Raw genomic sequence first — 23,406 nt, forward strand, 5'->3', positions numbered from 1 at the left:
GGAAAATCCTCCCGAAAGCTTGCCGCGATCCGTTCTGGCGAAATTCAGACGGCCTGCTTGAGAGCCGTTTTTTCCGCACGCAATTCCTCGATCGAACGGACGTCGCGCCTTGCCGCACCGGCCCATTCGCGGGTCTTGATCCTGGATTTCGAAAGCCGTTCCTTCGCGGCCGGCACCGCATCGGCATATTGCGGCAGCCAGCGAGCCTGGGCGACGACCATTTCGTCCACCATTTGCCAAACCTCTTCCGGCGTCGAAACCGCGCCGACCAGCGGGTCGTGCAGGACCGCGAGCTTCAGCAGGTCGACATCGCCGGAGATCGCCGCATGAACCGACATGCGCTGGACGTTGATCGAGGAAATGCAAGTGGCGGCGCAGGCCTCCGGCAGCGTGATGCCGGAGGCCATGTTGATACCGAAGCGGTCGACGAAGCCGGGCGACTCGATGATCGCGTCCTGCGGCAGGTTGGTGATGATGCCGTTGTTCTTGACGTTGAAATGGCCGCGGTAAACGCGGTTCGTCTCCAGCGCCTCGAGAATGTGGCTGGCATGCTCGTTGGAGCGCTTGGCGGGGTCTATCGGCCTGGCGGCGGATTCCAGAAATTGCGGGAACTCCGTTTCGAACCAGTTGCGTGTTTCGGTCGAATAACGAAGGTAGCCGCCGGTCTCGCCGTGAATCCAGTCGGACATGTCGATCCAGCGGGTGATTTCGTCCGGCCGCTTGCGATACCAGGGCAGGTATTCGGAAAGATGGCCGTTGCTTTCGGTCGAATAGACGCCGAAGCGCTTCAGGACATCGATGCGCAGCTTTTCCTGCTGCGAATAGACCGGATGCGCCTCGAAGGCGGCAACCAGCTCGTCCTTACCGATCTTGCGGCCGTTGAGACGCAGGTCGATGAACCAGGTCTGGTGATTGATGCCGGAGCAGACGTAGTCGAGATCGGTGCGCGACTTGGCGCCGAGCACTTCGGCGATCTGGTCGGCGCCATGCTGGACGCCGTGGCAGAGGCCGACGGTATCGACCCTGCCATATTCGATCGCCGCCCAGGTGTTCATGGCCATCGGATTGGCGTAGTTCAGGAATTTCGCCCCAGGCTCGGCGACTTCGAGGATATCCTTGCAGAAATCGAGGATCACCGGAATGTTGCGCTGGCCATAGAGGATGCCGCCGGCGCAGATCGTGTCGCCGACGCACTGGTCGATGCCATACTTCAAGGGAATGCGGATGTCGTCCGCATAGGCTTCGAGACCGCCGACGCGAACGCAGCTGATGATGTAGCGTGCGCCCTCGAGGGCAGCACGGCGGTCTGTCGTTGCCGTAACCTTGGTCGGCAGCCTGTTGAATTCGACGACCCTGTCGAGGATCGACTTGATCATCTGGAGGTTGCGCTCGCTGAGATCGGTCAATGCGAATTCGACATCCCTGAATTCAGGAACGCACAAAATGTCGGTGAAGAGCTTCTTGGTGAACCCGACGCTTCCCGCACCGATGATAGCGATCTTGAAACTCATCAGCCTCACCTCGACCTGATCGAACGCTAGGGCAAAGGCGGCGAAAAGAGGCTGGCCCGCCTGCGACGCTATGCAGGCTGGAATCCAGCACTTCCTCCCATCCGCTCTTTGACCGCGGTTTCTTTTGCTTTTCTCGAGGGATTATGCGCCTTATTCGGCACGCGACCAGAGAAGGATTATGCTTTTAGGGGTAATTTTGTGCTGCGGAACTTGATCGACATCGGGCCGGCGGGCAGGACGGTATCGCTGCCGCGCGGGCGCCAGCGCCTACACACCATGCCGACAAGCACCGGCTATGAAGTGCGCGAGAACGAGGTCTACGACTGGGATGGGCGCAAGCGCGGCCTGACGCCGTTTACCGTGCTCCAGCATACGATCAGCGGCACCGGCCGATTGCGCTACGAGAACCGGAACTACCGCCTGCAAAAGGGCGACACTTTGCTGGTTCTCGTGCCGCACAACCACCGTTACTGGCTGGCCAAGGGCGAACGCTGGGAGTTCTTCTGGATATCGATGAACGGCGAGGAGGCACTGCGCATCCACAAGTCGATCCTTGCCGCCGTCGGTCCGGTGCTGCGGCTGCAGCCCTCGACGATCGATCATCTGGCTGATTGCAGTGTGCGCCTGATCACGGGCGCGGTCTCGCCGGGAGCCGCCTCGGCCGTCGCCTATGAAGCAGCCATGGCGCTCTACGACGATGTCTTCGGCTCGCATGCCGTCACCGACGACAAGAGCGCCATGCAGCCGGTCATCGATCACATCAGGGCCAATCTCGACAGGCCGCTCCGCGTTGCCGATCTCGCTGAGATCAGCGGCCTGAGCCGCGCGCATTTCTCGCGCTGCTTCGCCGAGAGCGAGGGACTTCCGCCCGCCGAATTCGTGCTGCAGCAGCGACTGCAGCTCGCGGCGAAGTTGCTGACGAAGGCCGATTTCCTGCCGGTCAAGGAAGTCGCCATCATGTGCGGCTTCGAGGATGCCAATTATTTTTCGAAGGTCTTCCGCCGCCTCTACGGCATCAACCCGACGCAGTTCCGCACCAACGGGATGTATGCCAGCCTGGGAACCGCCCGATAGCCCGATAGATTGGCACCGCGCTTGGCATCGGATGCGGGAACGCTTTTGCTTCCCCTCGGTTTAGGACAAGAGAGCCTGCTCGCCGCTGCGGCACCCCCGCTCTGGCGGAGATCAGGCCACAGATGTCAGGGAGTGATCGATGAACAACCCCGATCCGAACAACCCGAATCCACTGCCGGACAATCCCAATCCGGAGCCGGCCCGGCCGCCTGCCCCGCCGGAGACTCCGCCGGGAGAACCTCCAGGCGTACCCCCGCCCTCGCCGGATCCAATTCCGACGCCGGACCAGGAGCCGATCGGAGTTCCTCCCGGCACGCCTTCCGAAATTCCTTCGGAACCGACCTTTCCCGGGCCGACCGCCTGAAGGGCAGTCGGGTGGAGGATGGCAAGGGTGATTTCGGCGAAGCGCTCGAAACGGGTCTTGCCATGGAACGTTTTGCGCTGGCGCTCATTCACCCTTTCATCCTGGAAACCGGCGGCGGGCCCTGCAACCAAGGGAGGTTAAAATGAAAGTTGGCAACTGCATGACAAAGGACGTCGAGATCGCCAGTCCGCAGCAAACCCTGCGCGATGCGGCTGAAATGATGGGTCGCCTCGACGCCGGCGCAATGCCGGTGGGCGAGAACGATCGGCTTGTCGGCATGGTAACCGATCGCGACATCGCAATCCGCGGCGTCGCCCAAGGCAAGACACCTGACGCCAAGGTACGGGAAGTGATGAGCACCGAGGTCAGGTATTGCTTCGAAGACGAAGACGCAGAGGATGTTCTGCGTAACATGGCTGACCTGAAAGTGCGCCGCTTGCCGGTGCTGAACCGCGACAAGCGCCTGGTCGGCATCGTTTCGCTGGGCGACCTCGCCACCAACAGCGAGACGGCGACAGCAGGTGAAGCGCTGAGCGGCATCTCGCAACCCGGCGGCGAGCATTCGCAAACGATACACTGACGGCGCACCACCGGCCGGCCTTTGCTACGACCGAACCGCCGGCTGGATAGACGCCGGCCTGCCGGCGAAACTGTTCAGAGCGAACTGGACTGCAACCCGACGAGGAGCAAGCCATGATTACGATGAAGGCCGTCCGTATCCACGATTTTGGTGGACCGGAGGTTCTTTCGCTGGACGCGGTTCCGTTGCCTCAGCCGCATGACGACGAGGTCACGCTCAAGGTCTACGCGGCAAGCGTCAATCCCGTCGACTACAAGGTTCGCGAGGGCTCTTCGGGCGCGGATCTGCCCGTCACGCTCGGCCGCGACGTATCCGGCGTGGTGGAACTGTGCGGCACGCGGGCCCATACGCTGAAGAAGGGCGATCCGCTATATGCCATGCTCGGCAACGACCGCGGCGGCAACGCCGAATATGTCGTCGTGAAGGCAACGGAGGCGGCGGCGAAGCCGCAACGCTTAAGCCACGCCGAAGCCGCCGCCGTGCCACTTGCGGGCCTTACCGCGTGGCAAGGCCTTTTCGATCACGGCGGCCTCAAATCCGGGCAGCGGGTCCTTATCCATGGCGGCGCCGGCGGCGTCGGTCATCTGGCGGTGCAGTTCGCAAAGGCCGCGGGCGCGTTTGTCGCGACGACTGTGTCCGCGCAGGATTTCGATTTCGTCCGCGCGCTTGGCGCCGACCAGGCGGTCGATTACAAGAACCAGCGCTTCGAGGAGCTTGTCGAGGACGTCGACCTCGTCTTCGACCTGGTAGCGGGTGAAACACAGGACCGCTCGTGGGACGTGCTCAAGCCCGGCGGGACGCTCGTCTCAACGCTTTCCGAACCGTCGGCGGAGAAGGCCCGCCTGCATCGGGCTCGCGGCGTTTCCTATTTGACCAAGCCGAACGCGGCGCAGCTTGCCGAGATCAGCCGCCTCATCGACGCCGGGAAGGTCAGGCCATTCGTGCAGGCAATCTATCCTCTTGAGGAAGTCGCCAGGGCCGAGGAACAGCTCGAGAAGCAGCACACGCGCGGCAAGATTGTGCTTCAGGTAGCTGCCTGAGCACTCGCCGAACAACAGGCCGCGGGCCAGTTTGCGGAGTGCTCGGACACAGGCCGTTTTCTGCTGTCCAGAAGCCCGGCGGCCGAGAGTTTGACACAGGCCGGCCCGCCGGGCCTGGCCGGCTTAGGCAGGTGCCGGCTAAAGCAGCATGCGCCGGGTTTGCCGGGATGCGCAAATCAAACAAATCAAGGAGATGCAACGGATCGTGAGGCACGTCGCGACGACACCGTCGCACGGCTGCGATCAGTTAACTGCGAAGCGAAGGACATAGCGTTTACCGACAGGCGGGCCAGGTTCCTACCGGCCGCAAGCCGCAAAAACCGCTTCAAACTGTCGGAAACCGGCGATAGGTTCGAACCATGTCTCAACCCGCCAATATCTCGCGCGAAACGGCAGTCTCGCCGTGGCGCCACAACTGGTCAGGAGCGTATGATGGCAGACGAATGCAGGCACGCCGGGGACATTCGCGGCGTGACACCGAGCGCGCTCGGCTGCGAGGAATGCCTGAAGAGCGGTTCGCAGTGGGTGCATCTGCGGCTCTGCCGCACATGCGGCCATGTCGGCTGCTGCGACGACTCGCCCAACCGTCATGCCACCAAGCATTTTCGGGCAACCGGCCATCCTGTCATCGAAGGCTACGATCCGCCGGAAGGTTGGGGATGGTGCTACATCGACGAAATCTTCCTCGACCTCGGCGACCGCACCACGCCGCAAAACGGTCCGATACCGCGCTTCATTTGAGCTTTTTGCGAGCGGGCCGTTTCCGTGAAACGATGAACCGTTCTAAAGCATGTCGCGCAAAAGTGTGCAGCGGTTTTGCGATAACGACATGTATAAAACAAGAATCTAAAGCGCGTTGCATGAGGCCGATCGAACGCGACGCGCTTTAGTCCAAGGCTGCTTCGGCTTGAGCGGGCGCATCGCGTCCCTCTGGTGGTGCCGATGACCGCTCGCGCATATGCCTGACCGTCTGGAGGACACGATCGGCAAGAAATGCCAGTGCGCCCTGTGCCGTGCGCGTCCCGATGACGGATTCCAGCGTAACCGCCTGCGTTGAGAATTTGTGTTTGAACGACTCTGCGCCACAGAGGAAATCGACCGTGCTCAAACCGTGATCTATCGACCACTGCACGTAATCCATCAACAGGATCACACCCGGCGACGCCCGGCCGAAATCCGGATCGAACGTCGTCACGAAGGCCATCATCACGTCGTGCTGGACGAAATTGATCGACACCGCGACCATCACGCCATTGCATTCGAGGACGAAGATATGCAGCACGCCGGCGCGCGCCAACGCACCGACGAGCGCGGCGAGTACCGGGACGCCCTCTTCGAACAGGTCTGACTCACGCATGCGCTCGGTCAGCCATTTCCGCTTCAAGGCCGCGAGGCGCTCCAGTACCGGTTGCAGCGGCTCGTCGGGGGCAAGCAGGCGAAATCTCACCTCTCCGGTTTCTTCCAGCGCTTTGATGCCGCGCCGATAGTTCTGGCGCGTCTTTTTCGACTGGCCCGCGAACCATGCCGCTCCGCTTTCCCATTGTCCGGCAACGCGATAGCTGACTTCCGTTCGGTGAAACGGACGAAGCCTGATGCCGCCGGAAGCTCCCGGCGTGAAAATTTTGCGGGCCGCCGCATCCGGCGAGAGACGACTGATCAAGGCAAGGTCGAAGCCGCCGGCATCGCAGAGTTGGGTCCATAGCTCCTGCAGCGCCGATAACGAGCATTCCGGAGCAACGAGAATATCCCCATAGTCGGTATAGCTGCCGGCCGCCCATTCGAGAAACCGCAGCCCCCTGCGCCTGCCGATCGCCAGCGGAACGACAGCAACGAGTCTCTCGCCCTTCCAGACCAGGCCGATCCGCAACGCGCGCTGGTCACGGCGTTGTACGGTACTCCACCATGCCGAAATCCAGGCATGGCTTTGAAAGATCAGCCCGTCGGTACGATGCCAAAGCTCCATCCAAGCGGCTTCGATCGCAGCCAGGCGATCCGCCGAACGGACGATTTCCAGGCGCTCCGCGCTTAGGACGTCGATGGAAACAGCGGTGTTCATGAAGGAGAACTGTCCTGTGGCTGCGCGACCACATTGGGCCGTCTGTGAAACAGTCGCATGACATGCCTTGCCATCTTCTTGAGCGGCAGGATGTAGAGCCCAAAGAGCGACTGGTAATCGCGCACATCGCGATCGACCAGGCCAAATTTCAGGTCTTCATCCGGCTCCGGGACAAATTGCGTTCCGAACAGACGATCCCAGAACGAAAAAAGCAGGCCGAAATTCTTGTCATAATGACGAGGGTCGATGCTGTGATGCACCTGGTGCCAGTGCGGACACAGGATGATGTTGTTCAACGGGCCGAACGATATCTTGAGATGCGTGTGACGAACAAAGTCCATCATCAGGATGTTACGGATGACGTAGACGTTGATGCCGAAGATAGCGACCTCTACCGGATCGAGTGCGATCAGGCTCCAGATCCCGAAGCAGATGCCCGGGATGACGCCATCCCACATACGGTTCATCAGATCGTCCAGCGGATGAACCCGGTCCTTGGTGATCCCCACCATCACCTCGGCCGAATGATGTACCTTGTGCAATTCCCACAGGAACGGGAAACGGTGCTGGGCGACGTGGTAGAGGTAGTATGAAATATCATAGGCGACCAGCATGGTTGCGGTGAAGATGACGATCGTCACCGGTCCCGCCGGGCCGCCGGGAAGCGGCGCGTGGATGTTAAGGAGCCAGCCAATTGCCTCGCGTGTGCCATAGCCCACCGCGACGACGAAGGTGACGCCGGCAGGAATAAGCAGGAAAGGCATCATCGCCCGTTTCGTGATCCAGAACATGGCGTCGGCTCGCGCCGACGGGTGCAGGATGACTTCCTGTGGGAAGGCGAAGTCGAAAAAGTCCCTGAGGGACTTATGTTCGGCAGTTCGCCAGTAGGCGATCACCGCGCTGCCCAGTGCGGTGAGGAGAAGCAGGCCGAGCGTGGTCAGATTGACGTTCGAAAGCTTTTCCACAATCGCTCTGGCAAATTCGGAAAACATTGATGCAGCGGCTCCTGGTCGTAAGAAGGCAGTCTGGGGGTCGTAAGAAGGCGATCTGGCGAATAGCAAAGCACAAAATTCCCGCCAAACTCGCTACGCCGCCTGCAACCAGTGGCTGTTGCGGGGCGCAGCGGGCAAAGCAGGCTGGATGGTGCGAGACTAGCAGATCAACGGTAACGAAACCGCTAAATGTCCAAACGTAATTAATGTCGAATACGGCTGGAACTCGCCCGGCAACTCTACGTTGGCACCGGCTTTTGCTGTTGCGGCGGGTGAATTGGGGCAAGATGGATATCGATCCCGGCTTCGCCCACTTCACCGTGCCAGGCGATGCGTTCGGCTTGCTGCCTGGTGCCAAAACGCAGTGAAACCCAACCGCCTTGGCCCGGCATGTCACCGCCGGCGCCGATATCGAGCACAGCATCAGGAAAGCGGATGGCCAACAGTACCTCGTCGCCGCGCAATACTGCGACCGTATCTTCGTGCCGGTCGGCATGGAGGCCGGGGGCCAGTTGGAAGACGATCTCGGACTGGCGCCTGCCGCCGAGCAGTTGGTCGGTGATGAGGATGCCATCGGCCTGGCGCGCCAAAGTGCGCTGATGCACGACGCCGAAGCGGCTTCTATAGCCGTCATGCCGGGCGCTCAGCCTCCAGTGCGTCCCCGGCTCGCTCTCCACCAGCGCTGCGACTGCCTTGTGCGACCAGTTGAAATTTCCAGCGATGGTGCTTTGGCTCTTGCCCTCGATGTTCAGCGTGTTGTGCGCCGGTGTGGAGCGGAACCAGTCGCGCCATGCGCCTCCCGAACCGTAGAGCCAGGTGCCGGGATCGACCAGCACCGGCTCATCGTCGATGCACAGGGTGAGCGACAGCGCGTCGGCATGGCCGTGCGCCGCTATCGAGAGATAGCCGAGCGGTCCATGGTCGAACGTTAGTTCGACATTGCGGCCATTCATTGCTCCGCGCCAGACGGAGAGCCCGCCTTGCGTGAATGTCTGCAAGCCATGCACCGCGGGCGCCGGGCCTGACGGCGCACCAAAGAAAAGCGAACGAAAATCGTCAGGCTCCGGCGCGTTGCCCGGCGTCCCCAGTAAGCCGTGGATGGCGGCCGCGACGGATCGGATATAGTTCGGCTCGTCGCCCAGCTTCAGCACATGGCCCTCATCGTCGTCGCCGAAGCGGGCGGCTTTCTGTGGCAGCCAGCCGACGAAATTGGCGAAGGCGCCCAGACGCGCTTCGACGGCCGAGGGAAACGGCGTTCCCGCCTGGCGCGCCGCGGCGGCGCACAGCAAGATGAGTTCGGCGCTGAAGGCTGCATAGGTCGGCGTTTGCTCGGCACCGGCGCCGTCGGCAAGAATCTGCTTGTGCGTCTCACTTAAGAGGGCGCTGCGGGCAATTTCGGATTCGGCCCCGAGCGCCAGGCCAACCAGATATTCGCCAGCCAACTCTGCGACGAGATGGTTGTTGGCGGAGGAATATCGCGACGGAAACCGCGGCAGCCAATAGGCGCTTGCCGCGAGTATCTCACCGGCTTTCCGCAGCGTCGCCGGGTCAAGCCGGTCACCGATAAGGTCCAGGGTGACGATCAGGCTGATGGCTCGCAGCGCTACTTCGATGCCGGAAGCCCAGCCAATGCCTCGGAACGGCGGATTGGCGGAATGCCAACTGCAGATTGCCGCCTCAATGGCACTCCGGGATCGATTGTCCTCGCTGAGGAGCAGGTGTGCAGCCAGTACTGGCAATTGCTGCAGCCGGTTGACCTCCCAGACATATTTTATATCGCCAAGGTCGCCGCCATCGCGAAAATCGATATCGAAAGTATGAGCCTCGGCGCCAGGCCAAAGCCTGCCGGTTACCGGATCAAGACGCCAAAGCTCAGCAGGAAACAAACGATCGGGCTCACGCTTTGGCCATGTCCGCCCGAGTGCCGAAAACCGGCCATGAAGCATCTCTTGCGCGGCCGCCGCTATGGCCTGCCGTTGAGCGTCGGTCGCTGCCAGCGCAGCATGGCGAAATCCGGGCAGCACTGGGTGCAACTGCGGCGATGGATAGCGTTCCCACCCATCATCGCGGCGGCGCGACGCGATCCTTCGACGTTGCTCGCCCAGCCGGTGCAACACCTCGGCCGGTCCCATGCTGCGCAATCGGTTGATGTACCAGCCGATTCTCATGCACGCCCCGTCAACGTTTCGGTCCTTGTATACCATGCCGTCGAAAAGCTGCGGGCCGGCAATCTTCTTTCCCGTTCGTTGCGGTTAATATCTCCCGCGAGCATGCGGAGGGAGCGATGCGAAAAGCGGTGTATTTTGTTGCCTGGGTGCTCGCCTTGCTTGTGGCGGCCGAGGCAGAGCCCATCCCTCTCAAGCGCGGCGTTGGCGTGCATCAGTGGCTCAACTGGTCGCCGGTGGCGAAAGACGGAACCTACGTTTGGCCGCCCTATCGCAGCGAAAAGGAGTGGCTTGCGGAAAGCAGGCCGCTCACCGACTGGCCGGCCGGGGAGGTGTTTGCCCACATCCGATCGATGGGCTTCGACTTCGTCCGGCTGAGCGTCGATCCCGGCCCGCTGCTTGCCAGCGGGGACGCCAGGCGGCAGCAGGCGCTGGACATTCTTGCCGCCGCCGTCGAGCGGATCACGTCGACCGGCCTCAAGGTGGTTTTCGACCTGCATGGCGTCACTCAGGTTACCGACTACAGCATGGAGATGATCTATGGTGGCGCCGACAGCAAGGGCGTTGCCCGCTATCGTCAAATGGTTGTGGCGGTCGCCGCCATGCTGGTCAAGATAGGCACCGACAAAGTCGCCCTCGAACCTTACAACGAGCCCGCATACTACCCTTGCGATGCGAGCGGCAGCGATCACTGGCAGCGGATCATGGCAGGGACCGTCCACGACATTCGAGCGGTCAGCAGCGAACTTACCATCGTTGCAACCGGCGCCTGCGGCGGCAGCATTGCCGGATTGGTCAACCTCAGCCCCGGCTTTGATGACCCAAACCTCTATTACAGCTTCCATATGTATGAGCCGCACAGCTTCACCCACCAGCGGCCCGATGACACGATCAGCTTTGCTTCGGGACTTCCCTGGCCGGCCGACAGCAGTACACCCGAAGTGGTGACCGAAACCCTTAGAGCGCGGATGGACGCTGCCGGCTTGAGCAGGGTCGAGCAGGTCATGAACATGGCCACCGCGCGCCAAGCAATCGCGAACTATTTCGAGCAGAATTGGGGCCAGAGCCAACTGGAGGCGAGCTTTCGCCAGGCTGTCGACTGGGCTGATGGCCATGGCATTCCCAGCCGGCGGCTCTTCATGGGCGAATTCGGCGCTATCCTCATGTCCGCGGACGGCCGCATGGGCGCCTTTGAGGCCGACCGTTCGCGCTATCTCAAGGCAGTGCGCCGAGAGGCCGAACGCTTCGCGATCCCATGGTCTGCCTGGGAGTTCTCCAATCCCTATGGGATGAGCCTCATCCCGCCCGATGGTCCCCCGGTTCCCGACCCGGAGATGCTGCAGGCATTGGGCCTGCCATAGGTGCCATCACTCGCCCTCACTAGCGAACAACCGGTGGCAATCCCTGACCCGCCAGGCTCGATCGAGGAACGGCCCGCGGCAGCTTTCTCCCGGTTGGGTTGTATTGGCACGAAGTGTTTAACACATTTGTTGTACTGAGTGGGGAATGCGCGCGCCTAGGGGGGAACAATGTGTGGAATTGCCGGATGGATCGGGCGAAGGGCTAAAAATCCACAAGAGCGGGCCGCCAAAATGTCAAACGCATTGCGGCATCGCGGTCCCGATGCCGAAGGCACCGAGATATTGGACCTGAATACCGGCGAGCAACAATTGGCATTGGTTCATCGCCGCCTGGCGATCATTGACCTAGCGCCCGAGTCGAATCAGCCGATGCAGATTGAGGACGGTCGTCTCAAAATAATTTTCAACGGCGAGATATATAACTACATCGAGCTGCGCCAGGAACTGATCGGCCTTGGCCATCATTTTCGAACGCGCTCCGATACCGAGGTGCTGCTCCGAGCCTACGATCAGTGGCGCTTGTCAATGTTCGACCGGCTGAGCGGCATGTTCGCCTTTGCACTCTGGGATGCTCAGAGGCAGGAATTGATCCTCGCCCGGGATCCCTTCGGGGAAAAGCCGCTTTACCTCATGCAAAGCGAAAAATTGCTGCTGTTTGCCTCGGAGATCAACGCATTGTTGTCATCGCAGCAAGATGCTCAGGAACTCGATATGGATGCCGTGCACGAGTATCTGAACTGGCGTTATGTGCCGGGACCGCGCACGCTCTTCAAACAGATCCGCAAACTCAATCCCGGAAGCTATGCTGTCTGGTCGCAAGGGGTAGTCAAGGAAACGCGCTACTATACGCCTCCGGACCAGGCGGCCGTTACCGAGCGGATCGACGGAAAAACCGCCAAGCGGCGATTTCTGGAATTGCTCGACCATTCCGTCGAGATCAGGATGCGCAGCGATGCACCTTTTGGGGCCTTTCTCTCCGGAGGGCTCGACTCCTCGGCTATCGTCGCGCTGATGGCCAGGCACAGCGCCACGCCCATTCGCACGTTTTCCGTCGGGTTCGACAACGCAGCCTATAGCGAATTTGCATTCGCCCGACGCGTTGCCGATCATTTCAAGACCGATCATTGCGAACTTGTAATCCAGCCAGGCGATCTGATGGATCATCTGCCGACGATGGTTCGCCAACGCGGGGCACCTGTTTCGCAAAGCAGCGATATTCCAATTTACCTGATGTCGGAGCGAGCCTCGCAAGACGTCAAGATGGTGCTCACCGGAGAAGGAGCCGACGAGATTCTCGGCGGCTATCCCAAGCATCGCGCGGAGTCACTGGCCGGGATCTACCAGTCGCTTGTTCCAGCCTCGCTGCACGATAACGTCCTTTCTCCTTTGGCACGCGCCATGCCGGGCGCGTCGGCCAAGGTCGATACATTTGCCCGCACCGCGGGCGAAAGGGACTTTGCCGCCCGGATGGTCTCCTGGTTTGGAGCCGTTTCGGCGCAGCAGAGCGCTTGCCTGATCGGCGCGTCCGCAAATCGCCGTTATGAGCGCAATGACTTTCCGTTCTCGTCAAGTGCTGCGGCCTCCCATCTTCGCCGCGTGTTGTTTTTCGATCAGACATCGTGGCTGCCCGACAATCTCCTGGAACGAGGCGACCACATGATGATGGCCGGTTCAATCGAAGGAAGAATGCCGTTCCTCGATCGCGATCTGGTCTCGTTCGTCAGCAAATTGCCCGATCGCTACAGGCTGGGTTGGTTGCACAGCAAGCAGATCCTGCGCGACAGCATGGCCAATATCCTCCCGGAGGAAATTCTCAGCCGCCGCAAGGTCGGGTTCAAGGTACCGGTCGCCGAATGGTTTCGCGGATCGATGAGGAACTACGTGCATGACCATCTTTGCTCGCCTCACTCCGTCATTCGCAGCTATCTGAGTCCGAAACAGCTAGATCAAATCGTCTCGGAACACACCACGCGTGCCGCAGACCACGAAAAGCTGATATGGGCGCTGTTGAATTTGGAGATATTCCACCGCGAATTCAGGCTCGACGCGCCGCCGCGATCGTCGGCCTCAGCGCTTGACCGGTTGACGGCTTGACGCGGCCGACCGCCAGACATCGCAGATTGCGCCGACAAACGGGGCGAGCTCAAGCCGTTCCCGATGCACGGCCATGGCACCGGCACCAAGCCTTGCCCGCAGTGCCGGGTTCTCCACGAGGCGGCTCAGCGCCTCGGTCAACGCTGTAACATCGCCTGGCGGCACCAGCAGCCCGGATTGCCCGTCGGTGATTATGTCTTCGACGGCGCCAACCGGGGTCGCCACCACCGCCAAACCGGCTGCCATGCCTTCGATCACCGACATCGGCAGATTTTCGGCGAAGGATGGAAGAACCAGAATATCGGCCGAAGAAATCAGCGATGCGACATCGTCCGGTCCCACCCAACCCGGAAAGGCGATCCGGTCTGCAATCCCCAGCGCGGCCGATTTTGCCCGTGCCGCCTCGACTTCGCCATCGCCGGCAATCGTGGCACGCCAATTCTTGACAGGGCTCATGCGGTGCAGTGCCTCGAGCAATTGCGGTACGCCCTTGCGGTCGCCGATGCGGCCCAGGAACAGGATATGCACATGGTCGCCGCCGCCGACATGCGCCAGCGACGGGACTTCGGTCGCATTGGGCACGATCACGATATTGCCGGCTGCGCCCGGCGCCCGGCTGGCGACGAAATCGCGCCAAAGCCTGCCCAAAACGATCACCCGATCGGCATGCTCGAACAGAGCTTTGATACGGCGGCTAATGAAACCGCGGTCGGCTTTCCAGAATGTCTGATACTGCGCCCCGTGCAAATGCAGGACATAGGGTATCGACAGCAGCCGTGCGCAGGCGGCGATCACCATCTTGCGGTAGGTGCTGCCGGAAACTGAGATGTTGATATGAATGACATCGGCGCGTCCAGCCAGACGCGCTTTAAGCATCCGTAAGCAAAAACCGAGCATATAGAAGATCGAAAGTCCGACATGCCCCGGGCCACGACTGGCAAGGAAGCACACATCGATGTCGGCGATTTCTTGCCGTTCGAACTCCTGCTTCAGCGCGCCCATGATGCGGTCGATGCCGCCCTGCCCCGAAACGCCCGAGGGCGTCGCGACCAGGACATGTATTTTTCGATCGGATATGAGGCGCTGCAACATGATGGTACTCTAAATAACACAGACCGGGTAACTGCAAAGCAAACGTTCCCGATAAGTTTTACGGCAAATCTTTTAGTTCAAACTGAATCTGTTCACCCTTCGGCGTCATCGGGCTGGATTTTCCGCCAGTCGGCGGCTAGTCGAAGGTGAGTTTTCCAGGGACACGCCCTTGCTGCTCCGTTCCACGCTCATTTATGCTCCGGCGATCCTGCTGACGCGAATTTCGGCGCTGCTCCTGCTGGTCGTCGTGACGCGTTTGATCGACCAGACCGAGTATGGCCTGCTCACCCTGGTGGTGACCGTCGGCGAAATGACCGACATTGCCGTCACCAACTGGCTGCGCATCGCCTTGCTCAGGCTTGGCGGCAAGGGCGAAGTCAGCCGCGGCAGCCTGATGCTGGCCGGGCAGGTGTTGCTTGCCACCACGGCACTGGCGCTGGTCATATCGGTAGGCGCGTCGGCGGTGATCGTGCCTGAACGCTGGATCGAGTTCGCGATCGCAGTCTGCGGCTATCTGGTCGCCGGGTCCATCAGCCGCTTCGCGTTGACGGTGCTGCAGATGCAGCAGCGCCATTCGGTCTATTCGATGCTAGAAGCCCTGCGTGCCCTGCTGCAACTCGCGTTACCGATCGGCGCTATCCTTGTCTTTCAGGATAGCTTTCTGACGGTGTCGCTCGGCTCGAGCCTCGGCGCCTTGATTGCCGGCATCGTGGCGGGCATCATGGCATCGCGACGGCTCGTTGCCGGTCCGCCGCGTTTCACCCACAGGGACTTCTTTGCGCTCGGTGTGCCGCTGATCATCATGGCGCTGGTTGGCTTCGGGCTCAACAGCGCGGAGCGTCTGTTCCTCAAGTTCTATTACGATGCCAGCGCCGTGGCGATCTTCGCCGCAGCCTATGCGCTGGCCCGCCAGCCGATCGATATGGTCGCCAACGCCATCAACATGGGCGCCTTTCCCGAGGTGGTTAGCCGGTTCGACGAGGATGGGCCCGCGGCATCGGGTCGGTTGCTGTCGCAGTTAATGGCCTTGATGATGCGGCTTTGCCTGCCGATTGCAGCGATGCTGGTCGCGCTCAGCAGCGATATCACCGAGCTCATGCTGCCCTCGCAATATCACGGCCGCTTCGGCCTGCTGTTTCCGATCATTGCCTTCAGCGTGCTGTGCGCCAACCTCACCAGCTTCGTCTATGGCGTCGTGGTGCACGCGCACAAGCGGCCGTGGCTGCTGATCATCGCCAATCTCTTCGGCTCGGTGGCAACAATCGCATTGTCCCTGCTGTTGATCCCCCCGATGGCGGAGATCGGCGCCGCTTTGGCGCTGGCGGGCGGCTCGGTGGTGGGCTCCATAACCTGCATCATCATCAGCGAGCGGCTCACACCGGTGCCGGTGCCGTGGCGCGACATCGGTGTTTCGGTAATCATCTCGCTCAGCACGGGGGTGGCCGCCAAGCTTGCCAGCATGGTGGCCGGCGACCTGCCGGCGATCTTCTCGCTTGTCGCCGGCGGCACCACCGGCGCCGCGGTTTTCTTCGGGCTGACCTCGTTGTTCCACCCCGTGGCAGCGACGCAATTCGTCGCCCAGCTGCGAGCGCGGCTACGGATCGCGTAATTTCCAAGCGATCTGTAAGCAGGTATTTCTGAGGCTTACAACACATGGTGTACCTTGCCGGGGACGGGCTCGTTGCATATCCGACATTCGGTCTCCGGGTGTTCGGGTCATGAGAGCGAGGCGCCATAATGGTCCGCACGTCGCGCTCGGCGGAAAAATGCCAACGAATCCGCGGGATCGCAGTCGGGCGAGAAACGGATGATTGAAAAGCTGCAATCATCGGCATTTAGTCGAACCCGGCTTCTTGTCCAAGTCTGAGGGGGCAATGTGATTTCCCGATCCAAGAAGGTTAAACAATTTCGCGCTCTTCATAAATCCGGCTGCTTCGTGATCCCAAACCCTTGGGACGTAGCCGGCGCGCGGATGATGGCTGGTCTGGGTTTTAGGGCGCTGGCGACTACCTCTTCGGGCTACGCCTTTTCGAAGGGGAAGAAGGACGGAGCAAAGGAAGTCGGCCGCGCCGAAAGCTTGGCATATGCCGCCGAGATCGCAGCCTCGACGACCGTGCCGGTCACTGCCGATTTGGAAGATTGTTATGAAGACACACCAGAAGGCGTGGCTGAAACCGTCCGGCTTGCCGCCGAAGCGGGATTGGCTGGACTTTCGATCGAAGATCGACAACCAAATCCCGGCCAGCCAATACGCGATTTTGATACCGCGATGGCACGTGTAGCGGCGGCGGTTGCGGCTGCTCGAAAATACGACATCGTACTCACCGCCCGCGCCGATGGGATGGGTAAAGGCGTATATGGTCTCGACGAGGCAATTCGCCGCCTGAAGGCCTTCGAAGCTCTTGGCGCTGAGGTGCTGTATGCGCCGGGCGTCCCGGACCTGGCGTCTCTCGAGCAGATTTGCAGCTCTGTCAGTGCACCAGTGAATCATGTCCTTGGCCAAGGTGTTTCCGGTCTCACATTCGAGCAGATTGCCGAGGCCGGTGTACGGCGGATAAGCGTGGGCGGCTCACTTGCGCGCGCCGCTGGCGGAGCACTAATGAAAATATGCCAGGAGATCGCAACCGGGAAATATACGGCGTTGGAAAGCGCTCTGGCCTGGAACAGTCTTCGCGATCCTAAGCCTGTGGTCGAAAGGGGGCGACGCCTGCGTTCCGGACATTAGGCGCCGCGCCGCTGGAGCCCCGTAGGCGAAACTATAAACCGGCGTTTCGGCGCCAGCGACGCTCCCAGAACTCCCGGCACAGCAGTCCCGCATAGGCAGTGTTGGTATCGTAGTAGCGGCGCCACAAGCGTCGCGGCTCCTGGACGACGCGGAACAGCCACTCCAGGCCGGCCGCTTGTATCAGCTTCGGCGCGCGGGCAACCTTGCCCCCATAGACGTCGAAACTGCCGCCCACGCCCATCACGAAACTTGAGGCGAGTTCATCGCGGTAGCGTTTGAGAAAGCGTTCCTTGCGCGGTGTCGGCATGGCCACCAGCAGGCAGTCGGCGCCCGAGGCGTTGATCGCCGCGACGATCCCGGCCTCGTCCTCCGGCTTGAAATAGCCGTTGCGCATTCCCGCTATGACGAGGCTCGGATGGTCCTTGGCAAGTCTCACTACAACCGCGTCGAGAACGTGCTGTTCGGCCCCCAGCAGATACGGCCTGAATCCACGCTTCGCGCAGAGGCTCAGCAGATTGATCATGATGTCGACGCCCGCCACCCGCTCGGGCAGCGCGACGCCGCACAGACGTGCACCCCAAAGCACGCCGATGCCATCGACATTGACCACGTCCGCCCCGGCCACGTCCTCGCGCAGCTCGGCATTCTGGCGCATGGTCACCAGTTTGGCGACGTTCACGACCACATGATGCAGCGGCCGCCCCAGGGTCATCGCCTCGTCGGCGATGGCCAGTGTCTCGGCCATGGTCAGCGCATGGATCGGTGCGCCAAGGAACTCCCGGCGCCGTGATGCCAACAGGGAATGCTGCGCCCATGCCGGGGCGTGCGCGTTCATGCGGCCTGCTCCCTTGCAAGTGTCACTTGTGCGACCTCTGGTTTCTTGCCTTCGATGCGGGCGTCGGGCTTGCGTGCCTTGCGCCATGTCCACAGACCCCTCGTATCGACGAGCTTCTTATCCTTGAGCGCTTCGGGGTCGACCAGATTGAACTGCCGATGGTCGACCAGGAGGACGACGATATCGGACTTGTCGATGGCCGAAAGTGCGTCGGTGAACACGATGCCCCTGCCCTCGAGCTCATGCGGCAGCGCATTTGTGTTGGGTTCAGCCGCAATGATCTTCACATTGGGGATATCGGACAGAAGTTTCACCACCTCGACGGCCGGGCTCTCGCGCAAATCGTCGATGTTGGCTTTAAAGCTGAGGCCAAGACAGGCGATCGTCTGTTTGCGGGAGGGGTCGAGCAAGGCCTCGATATCCCTGACCACCGACATGGGCCGTTCGGAATTGATCCGGCGTGCCGAAGCCATCAGCCGCGTGCTGTTGGGTGCGGCGTCGATGATAAAATATGGATCGACCGCAATGCAGTGACCGCCAACGCCCGGGCTCGGCTGGAGGATGTTCACGCGAGGGTGTCGATTGGCGAGATCGATCACTTCCCATACATTGAGCGACAGGTCCTGACACACGGCGGCAAGCTCGTTGGCGAAGGCGATGTTGACGTCGCGGAACGCGTTCTCGGTCAGTTTCACCAGCTCAGCACTTTCGGCCGTCGTCATGAACAGGTCGCCGGTGACGAAGGTTGAATAGAGTGCCGCGGTCCGCTCCGACGATTTGCGGGACAATCCGCCGATCGAGCGATCGTTGTTGATCAGCTCGGTCAGCACCTTTCCCGGCAGCACACGCTCGGGCGAATAGGCGACCAGCACATCGGCGTCTTCGCCATGCTGGACAGGAAATTTGAGATCAGGCCGCAACTCGGCAAGCAGCCCGGTCATGATACGCGTGGTTCCAACCGGCGATGTCGATTCCAATACCACAAGGTCTCCGCGCTTCAGCACGGGGGCGATGCTTCGTGCCGCCGCGAGCACGTAGGTTACGTCCGGCTTATGATCGTGGGTCATCGGGGTCGGCACGGCGATGATATAGGCGTCCGCCGGCTGCGGCGTGCTGTAGGCCATGAGCTTGCCGTTCGCCACGACCTTCTGGATCAGACCGTCAAGGTCCGGCTCGACGATGTGGATTTCGCCGCGATTGACCTTCTCGACCACCGCTCCGTTGACATCGACGCCAATGACGTTGAGCCCGCGGCTGGCGAAAATGGCGCAGGTCGGCAGGCCGATATATCCCATGCCGATTACGGAAACGGTTTTGATTTCAGCCATGATGCAGCAGTTCCTCAACAATCCGGTTACTAGCCCGGCCATCGCCATATGGGTTGTGTCGTTCCGCCATGCCGCGATAGGCAGCCTGATCGTCGAGCAGGCGATTGGCGTTGAACAGGATTTTTTCGACATCGGTGCCGACAAGGCGGGCGGTGCCGGCCACGATCCCCTCGGGTCGCTCGGTATTTTCGCGCATCACCAGCACCGGCTTGCCGAGCGACGGCGCTTCTTCCTGCACGCCGCCGCTATCGGTAAGCACCAGATAGCTCTGCTTCTGCAGGTACAGGAACGGCAGATAGTCCTGCGGCTCGACCAGATGGATGTTCGGCACGCCTTCCAGCTCTGCGTTGACCACCGAGCGCACATTGGGGTTTGGATGGACAGGGTAGACGATCTGCACGTCTCCCCGCGCCGCCAATCCCTTCAACGCCGTACAGATGCGCTGGATGCCGCCGTCGAAATTCTCGCGGCGATGTCCGGTGACGAGGATCATCTTCTTGGAAGGATCGAGGAAGGGAAAGCTGGCAGCGAGCTTCGCGTTCATCAGCCTGTCGGCATCGATCGCGCTTGAAAAATGCAACAGCGTGTCGATCACCGTGTTGCCGGTCACGAAAATGGTGCTTTCGGCCTTTCCTTCGGCGATGAGATTGTCGCGCGCTTGAACGGTCGGCGCAAAATGCCAGGTGGCGATGTCGCCGGCAATCTTGCGGTTCAGTTCTTCAGGAAACGGCGAGTTGATGTTGTGGCTGCGCAATCCTGCTTCGACATGAGCGACGGGGATACGCTTGTAGAAGGCAGCAAGAGCCGCGGCCATTGCCGTGGTGGTGTCGCCCTGTACCATGACGATATCGGGCTTCGCCTTGTCCAACACCTCGGCCATGCCCAGGAGCACGCGCGAGGTCACATCGAACAGCGACTGGCCGGGTTGCATGATGTTGAGATCGTGGTGCACAGGCAAGCCGGTCAGCTCGACAACCTGGTCGACCATTTCACGATGCTGGGCGGTTATGCATATTTCGGTGATGAAGCCTGGATGAGCGAGGGCGGCACGCGCCACTGGAAAGCATTTGAGTGCCTCCGGCCTAGTGCCGAACACGATCAGCAGTTTCTGCCTGGATGGCAGTTTTGGACGTGAAAGGACGTTCATCGCTGATCCTGGTCGCCTGCAGCCTTCGGGACATGCCGACTATTGCCCGCAAGAGTCATAATAGCGCCGGAAAGCGCCTTCGTGATCTCAATTCTTAATATATGATTAACAACCAACGCCGCGTTCTCCCGGTTTAACTCTTGTGAAAGGTTGGACTGACAAGTAGTCTATGGCAGTAGTCTTGAAAAAGAATATATTGGATTGACTAATATTTTAATCATCGGCCACGCCGACACATCCCGGCGCTGGGAAAATGAGCTTCTGGCGCGGTTGAGTGCGGCTGGACATGCGGTTTCGAGTTGCCGCGCGCCGACGCCTGAACCCAATGCGCGCACGATGGATAATGTGCTGGCGCTCGAGGGCCGGCGCTTCGGCCCCTCACTGGCAAGCCGTTCCCGGCCGTTGCCGTCCGGCGACACCGGCCCAGTCGATCTTATAGTCGATCTCACGGCTACCGCCGCACGACGCGGCACGCCTGTCCTGACGCTCGAATTTTGCGGCCAAAGCAGCTTTGCCGCAGGTATGACCGAGATGCTGGCGAGCGGGCGGCTGCCCGAACTCACCGCGCGCCTCGACGGCGTTGCCGTCGCCAGGGCGCGGCCGATGATCAGCGACCGGTTGTGGCTGTCCCGAACCAGCAACGACCTGCTCGCCGGCGCCATCTCCCTGATTGCCCAATGTGTCGCCCGCTTTTCCGCGGGCAAACTTGCGCCGATTGCCGAGAGCCCGGCGCCGCCCCTGCAGAAAGGCGGATTTATCGGGCACTATCTGCCCTTTTTCGGCAGGGGGTTAGTCGACCGCGCCGTGCAAAAACTGCGACGTGGTCGGCGTCCCTTCTATTGGCAGGTTGCTTATCGGCTGATCGACGGTCCAGGCGTCGCCGAAACCGGACAGCTGGATGGTAAGCCCTTCACCGTGCTTGCCGATGACGGGCAGCGATTCTACGCCGATCCGTTCGTCCTCGAGCGCGACGGCCGTCATTTTCTGTTTGTCGAGGAGTTTCCCTACTCCACTGGCCGCGGCGTGATTTCTGTCGCTGAACTTGGCACCGATGGCACTTTTGGTGTGCCGAAGGTGGTGCTGGAGGAAGCGCATCACCTGTCATATCCGCAGGTGTTCGCTCACTCCGGCGAGATTTTCATGATCCCTGAAAGCGCTACGGCGCGCGAAGTGGTGCTCTACCGTGCCGTGCAGTTTCCGGATCGCTGGGTACGCGACACGGTACTGATGATGGACAGGGACTTCAACGACGCCACGCTGCTCGAATCCGACGGCCGCTTCTGGCTGTTGGGGACTGAGCGGTTCGGTCACGGTAGCGCGTCCGACACGATGGCGGTCTATTCCGCCCCTGCGCTGCGTGGGCCTTGGGTCGCGCATGCGCTCAATCCCATCGCCGTCGATCACTCGGCCACTCGGCCGGGCGGCGCTTTCATCCGCCAGGGCGACGCTTTGCTGCTGCCCGTGCAAAACGGGTCTAGAGCCTATGGCGGCGGCCTGGGATTGATGCGGTTGGATCGCCTTGACGACTTCGATGTCCTGTTTGCACCGCCCCACCCGATCGGCCCAGGACCGGCATGGGCGCGGGCGGGCATCCACACGCTCAATCGCGCAGGCAATGTCGAGGTTGTGGATAGCGCCGGCTGATGCGTCTGGAGCCTGCGCTTATCCAAGCCGATCCAGTTTCGGCTCGGATGCGACAGCGGTCGAAGACGTGCTCTTCGGCTGGTTTCTATACGGCACGTTTCTATAGGCAAGCAGCAACACCACGATAGTCGTAATATCCGGCGCTTTTGACGAGAGCGCGTTGTTCGACAGCGCAGCAAGCAGGAATGTCATGGTGCCGATCCATGCCGGCAGCGGCGCCGCGCGCAGCAGCCGAAAAATGAACCAGAATACCAGCACTATGAAGAGCACGGCTATCGGCAAGCCGAAGAGCATGGTGATGACCACCGGAGCGCTCTCGATATAGGGCAGATGCAGCTTCTCTTTGACGATCGCCAGGAGGTCGTCGACGTTCATGCCAAACAGGATGTCTTTCCAGCTAACAAGTCCGAATATCTGGTAGATCGTCACCCGCGCCATGAAATTCTCGTCAAAGATCGTGTTGCCGAATCGATTCAGCAGCCCGCCCGAGAATAGTATGGCCACCAGCACTGCGCCGCTCACCAGGGCGAACAGCAGCACCACGGACTTGGCCTGCCGCTGGTGCTTGAGAGTCAGGCGCGGCCAAGGCACGAACAGCAGCAGAATGAGGGTTTCTCCCGCTGCGAGCATCAGGGCGGCGCGAGCGCCTGACGCAGCACAACCGACGAGCAACACGAGAATCGATGCCACCCGCACCCATATGCGCCAGCGCGTCAGCGGCACGAATCCGATGGCTGTGGCGCAGAGCGCGCCTAGCGCCAGCGGGTGCGCCGATAGGCCAATTGGCCTGAACTGCAGTTCGTTGAGACCGTAAGGCATAAATCGATGTTGAGTCACCGCTTCGATCGTGCCGAGCACAGCGCTGAGGATCACCATTCCAAGCACGACGTCGCCCAACGCCCGCCGCACTTCCGCGTTCAAGGCCAGCATCAACAGGCCTGCGGCGCCGGCCACCAGATAAGAATCGATAATGAACCCGGAGGAGCCCGCACGGCCGGTGACGAACAGATAGGGCACCAGCGCGAACATCAGCACCGAAAAGCGAATCAACGCTTTGAATATCCCAATTTCGTCGCCCTGCAGCAGAAACGGTCGGCTGAAAAGAACGACGGCAAGGACCAGGAAGATCGCATAGGTGCCGAAATGCAGCTTCTCGTAGAACGAGCCCCCCTGGGCCGTATAGTCGACGACCATGTTCATCACCTGCGGCGACACCGTAAAGCGAAGCAGGAGCGCGAAGGCGGCGCATAGGAAAAACAGCAGCGACAGCGCGTTCTCACGGCGCGCTCGACTGGGCAACAATCGTTCCGATGCGGCAGCGGGATAGCTCATGGCCCATCCAGGTGAAGGTATTCAAACAGCATTCCGGGCAACGAGACCCCTTCAACGTCCGCCGGA

The 23,406-nt window shown here is 61.0% G+C and carries 19 protein-coding genes; 10 read left to right on the forward strand and 9 right to left on the reverse strand.

Annotation, left to right across the window (positions count from 1 at the left end; translation table 11 throughout):
* Positions 1-44: 44 nt before the first annotated feature.
* Positions 45-1,511 carry an alpha-glucosidase/alpha-galactosidase gene (locus NKH30_RS09175; RefSeq protein ID WP_352541689.1) on the reverse strand — a complete coding sequence of 489 codons (1,467 nt, stop codon included), beginning with the start codon at positions 1,509-1,511 and terminating at the stop codon, positions 45-47.
* 198 nt (positions 1,512-1,709) lie between these two features.
* Between NKH30_RS09175 and NKH30_RS09180 the strand changes: the two genes are divergently transcribed.
* The 5 genes from NKH30_RS09180 (at position 1,710) to NKH30_RS09200 (ending at position 5,310) form a co-directional block, all read left to right on the forward strand.
* A complete protein-coding gene (locus NKH30_RS09180; protein WP_502895678.1) occupies positions 1,710-2,585 on the forward strand; it encodes an AraC family ligand binding domain-containing protein in 876 nt (291 codons plus the stop codon).
* A 375-nt stretch (positions 2,586-2,960) separates the two neighbouring features.
* Positions 2,961-3,095, forward strand: a complete 135-nt coding sequence (locus NKH30_RS09185; RefSeq protein ID WP_352501351.1) for a hypothetical protein — start codon at positions 2,961-2,963, stop codon at positions 3,093-3,095.
* The gene (locus NKH30_RS09190; RefSeq protein WP_352472517.1) at positions 3,092-3,529 is read left to right on the forward strand and encodes a CBS domain-containing protein; all 438 of its coding nucleotides are present in this window, start codon (positions 3,092-3,094) and stop codon (positions 3,527-3,529) included. The genes NKH30_RS09185 and NKH30_RS09190 overlap by 4 nt, the downstream gene beginning before the upstream one ends.
* Before the next feature lie 113 nt (positions 3,530-3,642).
* Positions 3,643-4,569 carry an NADP-dependent oxidoreductase gene (locus NKH30_RS09195; RefSeq protein ID WP_352449638.1) on the forward strand — a complete coding sequence of 309 codons (927 nt, stop codon included), beginning with the start codon at positions 3,643-3,645 and terminating at the stop codon, positions 4,567-4,569.
* A 429-nt stretch (positions 4,570-4,998) separates the two neighbouring features.
* The gene (locus NKH30_RS09200; protein ID WP_352501352.1) at positions 4,999-5,310 is read left to right on the forward strand and encodes a UBP-type zinc finger domain-containing protein; all 312 of its coding nucleotides are present in this window, start codon (positions 4,999-5,001) and stop codon (positions 5,308-5,310) included.
* A 145-nt stretch (positions 5,311-5,455) separates the two neighbouring features.
* Here NKH30_RS09200 and NKH30_RS09205 read toward each other — a convergent pair whose 3' ends face one another.
* From NKH30_RS09205 to NKH30_RS09215, 3 genes are all read right to left on the reverse strand, one after another.
* Positions 5,456-6,625 (reverse strand): GNAT family N-acetyltransferase, encoded by a 1,170-nt coding sequence (locus tag NKH30_RS09205; RefSeq protein ID WP_352541690.1) that lies wholly within the window; start codon positions 6,623-6,625, stop codon positions 5,456-5,458.
* On the reverse strand, positions 6,622-7,617 hold the full coding sequence (locus tag NKH30_RS09210) for a sterol desaturase family protein (protein ID WP_352541691.1): 996 nt from the start codon (positions 7,615-7,617) through the stop codon (positions 6,622-6,624). Before NKH30_RS09210 ends, NKH30_RS09205 begins: the two co-directional genes overlap by 4 nt.
* A gap of 239 nt (positions 7,618-7,856) precedes the next feature.
* Positions 7,857-9,785, reverse strand: coding sequence for a heparinase II/III family protein (locus NKH30_RS09215; protein ID WP_352541692.1), 1,929 nt, complete (start codon positions 9,783-9,785; stop codon positions 7,857-7,859).
* A gap of 116 nt (positions 9,786-9,901) precedes the next feature.
* On the opposite strand from NKH30_RS09215, the gene NKH30_RS09220 reads away from it, so the two are divergent.
* Together NKH30_RS09220 and asnB are read left to right on the forward strand one after the other, a co-directional pair.
* Entirely contained in the window at positions 9,902-11,143 is a 1,242-nt protein-coding gene (locus NKH30_RS09220; RefSeq protein WP_352541693.1) for a glycoside hydrolase family 5 protein, read from the forward strand.
* Positions 11,144-11,311: 168 nt separating this feature from the next.
* Positions 11,312-13,237 carry an asparagine synthase (glutamine-hydrolyzing) gene (gene asnB / locus NKH30_RS09225; protein ID WP_352541694.1) on the forward strand — a complete coding sequence of 642 codons (1,926 nt, stop codon included), beginning with the start codon at positions 11,312-11,314 and terminating at the stop codon, positions 13,235-13,237.
* On the opposite strand, the gene NKH30_RS09230 is transcribed toward asnB, so the two are convergent.
* Positions 13,211-14,329: a glycosyltransferase family 4 protein gene (locus NKH30_RS09230; RefSeq protein WP_352541695.1), complete on the reverse strand. Its 1,119-nt coding sequence runs from the start codon at positions 14,327-14,329 to the stop codon at positions 13,211-13,213. The two genes, asnB and NKH30_RS09230, sit on opposite strands and share 27 nt — an antisense overlap.
* Before the next feature lie 169 nt (positions 14,330-14,498).
* Between NKH30_RS09230 and NKH30_RS09235 the strand changes: the two genes are divergently transcribed.
* Both NKH30_RS09235 and NKH30_RS09240 read left to right on the forward strand, forming a co-directional pair.
* Positions 14,499-15,938: a lipopolysaccharide biosynthesis protein gene (locus NKH30_RS09235; RefSeq protein WP_352541696.1), complete on the forward strand. Its 1,440-nt coding sequence runs from the start codon at positions 14,499-14,501 to the stop codon at positions 15,936-15,938.
* A 267-nt stretch (positions 15,939-16,205) separates the two neighbouring features.
* Entirely contained in the window at positions 16,206-17,054 is an 849-nt protein-coding gene (locus NKH30_RS09240; RefSeq protein ID WP_352541697.1) for an isocitrate lyase/PEP mutase family protein, read from the forward strand.
* A 31-nt stretch (positions 17,055-17,085) separates the two neighbouring features.
* Here NKH30_RS09240 and NKH30_RS09245 read toward each other — a convergent pair whose 3' ends face one another.
* The 3 genes from NKH30_RS09245 to wecB are packed head-to-tail and all read right to left on the reverse strand — an operon-like array spanning position 17,086 to position 20,364.
* Complete coding sequence (locus tag NKH30_RS09245) at positions 17,086-17,889, reverse strand: WecB/TagA/CpsF family glycosyltransferase (protein WP_031211886.1); 804 nt, start codon at positions 17,887-17,889, stop codon at positions 17,086-17,088.
* Positions 17,886-19,217, reverse strand: coding sequence for a UDP-N-acetyl-D-mannosamine dehydrogenase (gene wecC / locus NKH30_RS09250; protein ID WP_352541698.1), 1,332 nt, complete (start codon positions 19,215-19,217; stop codon positions 17,886-17,888). The genes NKH30_RS09245 and wecC overlap by 4 nt, the downstream gene beginning before the upstream one ends.
* Positions 19,210-20,364: a non-hydrolyzing UDP-N-acetylglucosamine 2-epimerase gene (gene wecB, locus NKH30_RS09255; RefSeq protein ID WP_352541699.1), complete on the reverse strand. Its 1,155-nt coding sequence runs from the start codon at positions 20,362-20,364 to the stop codon at positions 19,210-19,212. Before wecB ends, wecC begins: the two co-directional genes overlap by 8 nt.
* Positions 20,365-20,565: 201 nt before the next feature.
* Between wecB and NKH30_RS09260 the strand changes: the two genes are divergently transcribed.
* A complete protein-coding gene (locus NKH30_RS09260; RefSeq protein WP_352541700.1) occupies positions 20,566-22,008 on the forward strand; it encodes a glucosamine inositolphosphorylceramide transferase family protein in 1,443 nt (480 codons plus the stop codon).
* Positions 22,009-22,026: 18 nt separating this feature from the next.
* On the opposite strand, the gene NKH30_RS09265 is transcribed toward NKH30_RS09260, so the two are convergent.
* Complete coding sequence (locus NKH30_RS09265) at positions 22,027-23,340, reverse strand: VpsF family polysaccharide biosynthesis protein (RefSeq protein ID WP_352472504.1); 1,314 nt, start codon at positions 23,338-23,340, stop codon at positions 22,027-22,029.
* Positions 23,341-23,406 lie beyond the last annotated feature (66 nt).

Origin of the sequence: Mesorhizobium sp. M1273, assembly GCF_040318195.1 — a bacterium.
Lineage (GTDB): Bacteria > Pseudomonadota > Alphaproteobacteria > Rhizobiales > Rhizobiaceae > Mesorhizobium.

Coding starts and splice junctions, on each gene's coding strand:
- NKH30_RS09245 (WP_031211886.1), bottom strand. CDS start 17,889: ATGAACGCGCACGCCCCGGCATGGGCGCAGCATTCCCTGTTGGCATCA.
- NKH30_RS09195 (WP_352449638.1), top strand. CDS start 3,643: ATGATTACGATGAAGGCCGTCCGTATCCACGATTTTGGTGGACCGGAG.
- NKH30_RS09175 (WP_352541689.1), bottom strand. CDS start 1,511: ATGAGTTTCAAGATCGCTATCATCGGTGCGGGAAGCGTCGGGTTCACC.
- wecB (WP_352541699.1), bottom strand. CDS start 20,364: ATGAACGTCCTTTCACGTCCAAAACTGCCATCCAGGCAGAAACTGCTG.
- NKH30_RS09200 (WP_352501352.1), top strand. CDS start 4,999: ATGATGGCAGACGAATGCAGGCACGCCGGGGACATTCGCGGCGTGACA.
- NKH30_RS09205 (WP_352541690.1), bottom strand. CDS start 6,625: ATGAACACCGCTGTTTCCATCGACGTCCTAAGCGCGGAGCGCCTGGAA.
- NKH30_RS09190 (WP_352472517.1), top strand. CDS start 3,092: ATGAAAGTTGGCAACTGCATGACAAAGGACGTCGAGATCGCCAGTCCG.
- NKH30_RS09265 (WP_352472504.1), bottom strand. CDS start 23,340: ATGAGCTATCCCGCTGCCGCATCGGAACGATTGTTGCCCAGTCGAGCG.
- NKH30_RS09210 (WP_352541691.1), bottom strand. CDS start 7,617: ATGTTTTCCGAATTTGCCAGAGCGATTGTGGAAAAGCTTTCGAACGTC.
- asnB (WP_352541694.1), top strand. CDS start 11,312: ATGTGTGGAATTGCCGGATGGATCGGGCGAAGGGCTAAAAATCCACAA.
- NKH30_RS09230 (WP_352541695.1), bottom strand. CDS start 14,329: ATGTTGCAGCGCCTCATATCCGATCGAAAAATACATGTCCTGGTCGCG.
- NKH30_RS09215 (WP_352541692.1), bottom strand. CDS start 9,785: ATGAGAATCGGCTGGTACATCAACCGATTGCGCAGCATGGGACCGGCC.
- wecC (WP_352541698.1), bottom strand. CDS start 19,217: ATGGCTGAAATCAAAACCGTTTCCGTAATCGGCATGGGATATATCGGC.
- NKH30_RS09220 (WP_352541693.1), top strand. CDS start 9,902: ATGCGAAAAGCGGTGTATTTTGTTGCCTGGGTGCTCGCCTTGCTTGTG.